7 protein-coding genes and 1 rRNA gene are annotated in these 6,131 nt (G+C 38.9%); 6 read left to right on the top strand and 2 right to left on the bottom strand.

Annotated elements, in window-relative coordinates:
* The 5 genes from rrf to ACIF8R_RS18035 all read left to right on the top strand — a co-directional run.
* A 5S ribosomal RNA gene (rrf, locus tag ACIF8R_RS18055) occupies window positions 1-85 on the top strand; the annotation flags it as partial.
* Between the two features lie 155 nt (window positions 86-240).
* The gene (locus tag ACIF8R_RS18050; RefSeq protein ID WP_396482411.1) at window positions 241-636 is read left to right on the top strand and encodes an SRPBCC domain-containing protein; all 396 of its coding nucleotides are present in this window, start codon (window positions 241-243) and stop codon (window positions 634-636) included.
* 127 nt (window positions 637-763) lie between these two features.
* Window positions 764-1,114, top strand: coding sequence for a GFA family protein (locus ACIF8R_RS18045; protein WP_005130813.1), 351 nt, complete (start codon window positions 764-766; stop codon window positions 1,112-1,114).
* Between the two features lie 19 nt (window positions 1,115-1,133).
* The gene (locus ACIF8R_RS18040) at window positions 1,134-1,697 is read left to right on the top strand and encodes a DUF4256 domain-containing protein (protein WP_396482409.1); all 564 of its coding nucleotides are present in this window, start codon (window positions 1,134-1,136) and stop codon (window positions 1,695-1,697) included.
* A gap of 136 nt (window positions 1,698-1,833) precedes the next feature.
* Window positions 1,834-2,997, top strand: coding sequence for an acyl-CoA dehydrogenase family protein (locus ACIF8R_RS18035; RefSeq protein ID WP_396482407.1), 1,164 nt, complete (start codon window positions 1,834-1,836; stop codon window positions 2,995-2,997).
* A gap of 43 nt (window positions 2,998-3,040) precedes the next feature.
* Here the strand turns inward: ACIF8R_RS18035 and ACIF8R_RS18030 are convergent, their stop codons facing one another.
* Window positions 3,041-3,541, bottom strand: a complete 501-nt coding sequence (locus ACIF8R_RS18030) for a GNAT family N-acetyltransferase (protein WP_396482405.1) — start codon at window positions 3,539-3,541, stop codon at window positions 3,041-3,043.
* Window positions 3,538-4,137 (bottom strand): TetR/AcrR family transcriptional regulator, encoded by a 600-nt coding sequence (locus tag ACIF8R_RS18025; protein ID WP_396482403.1) that lies wholly within the window; start codon window positions 4,135-4,137, stop codon window positions 3,538-3,540. The genes ACIF8R_RS18030 and ACIF8R_RS18025 overlap by 4 nt, the downstream gene beginning before the upstream one ends.
* Before the next feature lie 185 nt (window positions 4,138-4,322).
* Here ACIF8R_RS18025 and ACIF8R_RS18020 point away from each other — a divergent pair, with 185 nt between their 5' ends.
* Window positions 4,323-6,128 carry an acyclic terpene utilization AtuA family protein gene (locus tag ACIF8R_RS18020; RefSeq protein WP_396482401.1) on the top strand — a complete coding sequence of 602 codons (1,806 nt, stop codon included), beginning with the start codon at window positions 4,323-4,325 and terminating at the stop codon, window positions 6,126-6,128.
* Window positions 6,129-6,131 lie beyond the last annotated feature (3 nt).

Below are 6,131 nucleotides of genomic sequence, written 5' to 3'. Positions count from 1 at the left end.
GATCCCTTCCCGAACTCAGAAGTGAAACCTCTTAGCGCTGATGGTAGTGTGGGGTTACCCATGTGAGAGTAAGTCATCGCCAGCTCATTATTCCAAACACCCCAATCTCAAAAGAGATTGGGGTGTTTTTTATGCGTGGAATAAACAGGATAGATATGATTTTACATAATATCTTATATTGCTAATTATTTTGCAGCATAATAAAAACCAAATGAATTATAGACGAGTCTAAAATAAAAAATGTTAAAGTCCATTGAGGTTTCACAGTTTATCAATCAATCTCCTCAAAAAGTTTGGGAAGCATTGACCACGCCTGAACTTGTCCAGCAATGGTGGGCTAAAGGGGACATTCAGCCTAAAATTGGTCATCAATTTACTTTAGATATGGGTAATTTCGGAATACAACATTGCCTGGTTAAGGCAGTTGATAAAGAAATTTCATTTGAATATGACTTTGCAATCGGTGTACTTGATACAACTCTTAGATGGCAATTAATTCCTCAAGAAAATGGCACACTTTTACAGCTTAACCATTCGGGTTTTAATATGGATTCTTCTTTTGGCCAACAGGCTTTTATTGGTATGGGAAAAGGTTGGCCGCAAATCTTAAGTCGAATTGAGTCTGTAGTCTCTTAGTTTAGATAATCTACTAGAGTTTTAATTAAGTAGATTGTGTAAAGGTGAAAATCTCAAAATCTATACGAAGATTGAAAATTGATCTACCAAAAGAATATTATAAAAATTTAAAAAGAGGGAAAAAGATATGGAATATAAAGGAAGTTGTCATTGTGGTCAGGTAAAGTTTGCCGCGGAAGGTGAGCTAACAGAAGCCTTATCTTGTAATTGTTCTATCTGCCAAAAGAAAGGGTCTTTACTTTGGTTCCTGCCAGCTAATCAGGTTACCGTTACTTTAGATTCTTCTGATATTTTAGCGAATTACACTTTTAACAAGCATGTGATTAATCATTATTTCTGTAAAAATTGCGGTATTCATCCCTATGCTCAAGGTATAGATGCCCAAGGTAATTCGATCTTTGCGATTAATGTTCGATGTATAGATGATATTGATTTAGAAAAGATAAAAATAAATTATTTTGATGGGCGTTCTGTTTAATAACTATAAGGTGTATTCAATGATGACTAAAAAACAATTAACTTCAAAACAAATAGATATGTTGCTTGAATTATTAAAAAATAGATTTGAAAAGAATATACATCGACATAAAGAAATTGATTGGACGAATGTGCGAGCTAAACTCATTGAGTCTCCAGACAAACTATGGACATTACAGGAAATGGAAAATACAGGAGGAGAGCCGGATGTTATTGCTTATGACCAGCAGAAAGATGAATATTTGTTTATAGATTGCTCTGTTGAGACACCCAAAGGTCGTAGAAGCCTTTGCTATGATCGAGACGCTTTAGAATCTAGAAAAGATCATCCTCCTAAAAATAGCGCAATAGACTTAGTCCAAGAAATAGGGGCTGAACTCCTAACAGAAGAGCAATATCACCAATTACAACAGCTCGGGGAGTTTGATCTAAAAACATCAAGCTGGCTTGCTACTCCAGAGGAAATTCGAAAATTAGGAGGAGCTCTTTTTGCGGACCGTCGCTATGGTCGAGTCTTCATCTATCACAATGGAGCCCAGTCATATTATGTAGCTCGTGGTTTTCGCTGCTGTTTAAGGGTATAGGTCTTGCGAATCAACTCGATCGTTTGGATTTGATATTTTATGCCAAGAAAATGGAGATTCTTGCAACTTTTGACGGATGGTAAACATGACAAGATATGTTCTGGAATTAAATAAAAACATCAGGACATTTCTAAAAATGCAGCTCAATCCAATTTACTATAATGAACAACATATAGCTTTTGCCGATAATGTTCGTAGATTTGTACAAAAAGAAATGGCACCTTTCGCTAATGAATGGGATGAGGCTGAGACATTCCCAAGAGAACTTTATAAAAAGGCTGCCGAAATTGGATTACTAGGTCTAGGTTTTTCAGAAGAATATGGTGGTATTCCAGATGCAGATCCATTCTATTCATTACTGGCTGGTATCGAAATGGCAAGGGCGGGTTCAGGTGGGGTGCATATCTCGCTCATGGTCCATACCATTGGCGCCCCTCCCATTCAGCACTTTGGGAGTGAGGAGTTAAAGGCTAGAGTTCTGCCAGGTATTATTTCCGGTGAGAAAATTTCGGCTTTAGCGATTACAGAACCTGGTGGTGGTTCAGATGTTGCTGCATTACAGACTAAAGCTGTCAGAGATGGGGATTATTATATTGTTTCGGGCGAGAAAACATTTATTACATCGGGAATTCGTGCAGACTATTATACAGTTGCAGTGCGTACTGATCCGACAAAATCGGGTGCAGAAGGCATTTCAATGTTACTCATTGATGCACATAGTGAAGGTATTACTAAAACGCCTTTGAAGAAAATGGGATGGTGGGCATCAGATACGGCACATTTGCATTTTGATCAAGTACGAGTACCTGCATCAAATCTACTTGGCAAAGAAAATGCCGGTTTTAAAGTTATTATGAATAACTTTAATATGGAGCGGTTTTTCTTGGGAGTAGTCGCTTATGGGTATGCATTAGTCTGTTATGAAGAAGCTTTAGAGTGGGCACAGCAACGTAAAACTTTTGGTAAGCGATTAATTGATCATCAAGTGGTTCGTCATAAATTGGTAGATATGGCAACGCAATTAACCTCAACACGGGCATTGCTTGAAGAAACTGCATGGAAAATGACTCAGCCAAAACTACAAGGACCTGAGTTAGTAGCGCAAATTTCGATGCTGAAAAATGTTGCGACTCGCACTATGCAATTTTGTGCTGATGCAGCTGTACAAACATTAGGTGGTATGGGGTTTATGCGAGGTACCAAGTCGGAACGTATTTACCGTGAAGTGAAGGTCAATATGATTGGTGGCGGTGCTGAAGAAATTATGAAAGATTTAATTAGTAAACAGTTAGGTTATTAATTTTAGAGTAGGTTTTGCTTGTATAAACCATCTCATTCAGAGTTTACTGAGATGGTTCTATCCATTTATCATTTAAAATTGCCCAACGTTCATGATCTTTCCAAGTTTTTCCGCCAATACGAAGATATTGGCGAGAAAAGCCTTCTTTTATGAAACCAGCATTGGCAACTAGTTGAATCGAGACAATATTATCAGGTTGTATATTTGCTTCTAACCTATGTAAATTTAAATTTTTGAATGCTTCATTGAGTAATAATTTGAGGCCTTGCGTCATATAGCCATGACCTTGATAGGGATGAAATGCTTCAGAACCCAAATAGGCTGAGTGAAAGTGGCCGCGTATAATATTTGAAATATTAAATGATCCGGCAATTGCATGGCCATCTGTTAAACAGACAAAATAGCGATGCTCTTGTTCTAAATATGTGTGAAAGTCAGCTGGTGGATATGCCCACGGTTGATGTAATTGAACACTACGTGCATAAGCTTCTTTAATTTCTGCAAGGTCATTTTTCTTGGGTTTACGTAAATAGACTAGACTCATTTTAATGCCATCTCCCAAACCATTTCGGTTAACTCATCAATTTTGACTTTACCCTCAGCTTTATACCAAGTTACGGTCCATGAAATTGCACCACCAACTAATCTTCGCCAAATAAAAGCATCATGCTTTACCTTGCCTTCAGTGCGTAATTTTTCAATAACATCTAACCAGATTTGCTCATATTCATTACGCATTTTTAATAGGTAATCTTGCTTTTCTTTTGACAGGGCAAACCATTCATAAACCAAAACAGCCATGGCTGCACCTGTATCTCCAGTAATTGAAATGAGTTCAGATTTAATAAGAGCACGTAATTGTTGTTCTGGGTCTGTAGATTGAGCTGCCGCATCTTGTAAACGAGCAAGATTATAAATAATGGTTTCCTCCATCACGTGAGCGAGGATGTCATCTTTACTTTTAAAGTGGTGGAATAAGCTTCCCGACTGGATTCCAATAAATTGAGCAAGTTCACGAACAGTGGTTTTATCATAGCCCTGTTTATGAAATAGGTAAGCAGCCCCCCGTAATAAACGACCACGCGGGCTGGCATCAAAGCAAGAGATATTTGGAATCTGTTCAATTGAAGTAGCAATCATGCGAAAGCCGAATCCTTTATATAAAAATACTTAACAGAAAAGTTTGCCAAATCTCATCATGTTTTAGCTGAGCTGTCGAGTTTGGCAGTTTTGGTCAACATCACAATAACATTTTGTGCTTTACAAACCAAGCGCTTGCTTGGTAATGTTGAGGCTGATTTTTAGACAAAATAATGAGAAATAAGATGGCAAGTAATCAACAGGATGATGAGCGTGTCGTGAAAATAGGTTGTGCCTCTGGGTTTTGGGGAGATACTAATACTGCCGCTTTTCAGTTAGTGCATTTGACCGATATTAATTATTTGGTTTTTGATTATTTGTCCGAGATTACCATGTCGATTATGGCAAAAGCGAAGATGGTAGAACCGAAACATGGTTACGCTTTAGATTTTGTCAGCCGAGTCATGGCACCCTTACTAAAAAAAATTGCTGAAAAAAAGATTAAAGTGATTAGTAATGCGGGTGGTGTTAATCCATTAGCTTGTCGGGATGCCTTGCAAAAAATAATTAAAGAGTATGGTCTAGATCTGAAAGTAGCTGTGGTGTTAGGTGATGATCTTTTGCCAAAACATGAGCAGTTAAAATTACAGAATATTCAGGAAATGTTTAGCGGAGAAGCGTTGCCAGAACAGGTGGCGAGCAGTAATGCTTATTTAGGCGCAGTTGCTATTCGTGATGCCTTAGACTTAGGTGCAGATATTGTGATTACGGGTCGTGTAGTTGACTCTGCTGTGGTACTTGCACCCTTACTTTATGAATATCAGTGGTCGCTCGATGATTATGACAAATTGGCTCAAGGTTCGCTAGCTGGTCATGTGATTGAATGTGGTGCCCAATGTACCGGTGGTAATTTTACCGATTGGCAATTGGTACAGGGCTTCGACAACATGGGCTTTCCAGTGGTTGAAGTGAGTGAAGATAGCTCATTTGTTGTGACCAAACCACAAGTGACAGGTGGTCTGGTTTCTACTGCTACAGTTGCAGAGCAAATTGTTTATGAAATAGGCAATCCTCAAGCATATTTACTACCCGATGTAATCGCTGATTTCAGCCACGTGCATTTAGAGCAAGTTGGGGAACATCGAGTCCGTGTGACGGGTGCCAAAGGACAAGCACCGACATCTCAATATAAAGTCAGTGCAACCTATCCTGATGGTTATCGGGTTTTAGTCAGTTTCCTCATAGCAGGCCGTGAAGCACCACAAAAAGCACAAGTCATTGCCGATGCGATTTTGACTAAATGTGAGCGTGTTTTAGCAATGCGTTCGGTGCCGCCATTTAGTGAAAAGTCTGTTGAGATTTTAGGTATTGAAAGTACCTATGGCGAACATGCCCAAACATTAAATAGTCGTGAAGTTGTGGTCAAAATAGCTGTAAAACATATGTTTAAAGAAGCATGTATGTTCTTTGCATCTGAAATTGCACAAGCTTCGACAGGTATGGCTCCAGCCTTGGCAGGAATTGTTGGTGGTCGACCAAAAGCATCTCCAGTGATTAAGTTATTTTCATTTTTAATTGATAAAAATCAGATCAATGTCGAAATCGATTTTGATGGGAGCCGCTATCCGGTTGAGATTCCTCGGGGCACTTCTATAGAGCAATTCAATACTTTAGCAGCGGGTGAAAGTGCGGTTTATCAAGGGAATGAAATTGAAGTTCCTTTGATTGAAATTGCGCATGCCCGCAGTGGTGATAAAGGCAATCATAGCAATATCGGTGTGATTGCGCGTAAAGCAGAATATTTACCATGGATTCGTGCAGCACTGACTGAACAGGCTGTTGCAAGCTATATGCAACATGTTTTGGATGCTGAAAAGGGACGTGTAATTCGTTATGAGTTACCGGGTTTAAATGCACTGAATTTTATGTTGGAGAATGCCTTGGGTGGGGGTGGTGTTGCAAGCCTGCGAATCGATCCGCAAGGAAAAGCATTTGCTCAGCAATTATTGGATATGCCTGTAAAAATTCCGGCACATCTTTTAGAAAAATAAAAT

Source organism: Acinetobacter sp. ABJ_C4_1 (assembly GCF_044538495.1).
GTDB classification, from domain to species: domain Bacteria; phylum Pseudomonadota; class Gammaproteobacteria; order Pseudomonadales; family Moraxellaceae; genus Acinetobacter; species Acinetobacter nosocomialis_A.
The sequence above is the reverse complement of the archived record's forward strand: the minus strand, read 5'-3'. Positions and strand labels throughout refer to the sequence as shown.

Coding starts and splice junctions, on each gene's coding strand:
- ACIF8R_RS18050 (WP_396482411.1), top strand. CDS start 241: ATGTTAAAGTCCATTGAGGTTTCACAGTTTATCAATCAATCTCCTCAA.
- ACIF8R_RS18045 (WP_005130813.1), top strand. CDS start 764: ATGGAATATAAAGGAAGTTGTCATTGTGGTCAGGTAAAGTTTGCCGCG.
- ACIF8R_RS18030 (WP_396482405.1), bottom strand. CDS start 3,541: ATGAGTCTAGTCTATTTACGTAAACCCAAGAAAAATGACCTTGCAGAA.
- ACIF8R_RS18020 (WP_396482401.1), top strand. CDS start 4,323: ATGGCAAGTAATCAACAGGATGATGAGCGTGTCGTGAAAATAGGTTGT.
- ACIF8R_RS18025 (WP_396482403.1), bottom strand. CDS start 4,137: ATGATTGCTACTTCAATTGAACAGATTCCAAATATCTCTTGCTTTGAT.
- ACIF8R_RS18040 (WP_396482409.1), top strand. CDS start 1,134: ATGATGACTAAAAAACAATTAACTTCAAAACAAATAGATATGTTGCTT.
- ACIF8R_RS18035 (WP_396482407.1), top strand. CDS start 1,834: ATGCAGCTCAATCCAATTTACTATAATGAACAACATATAGCTTTTGCC.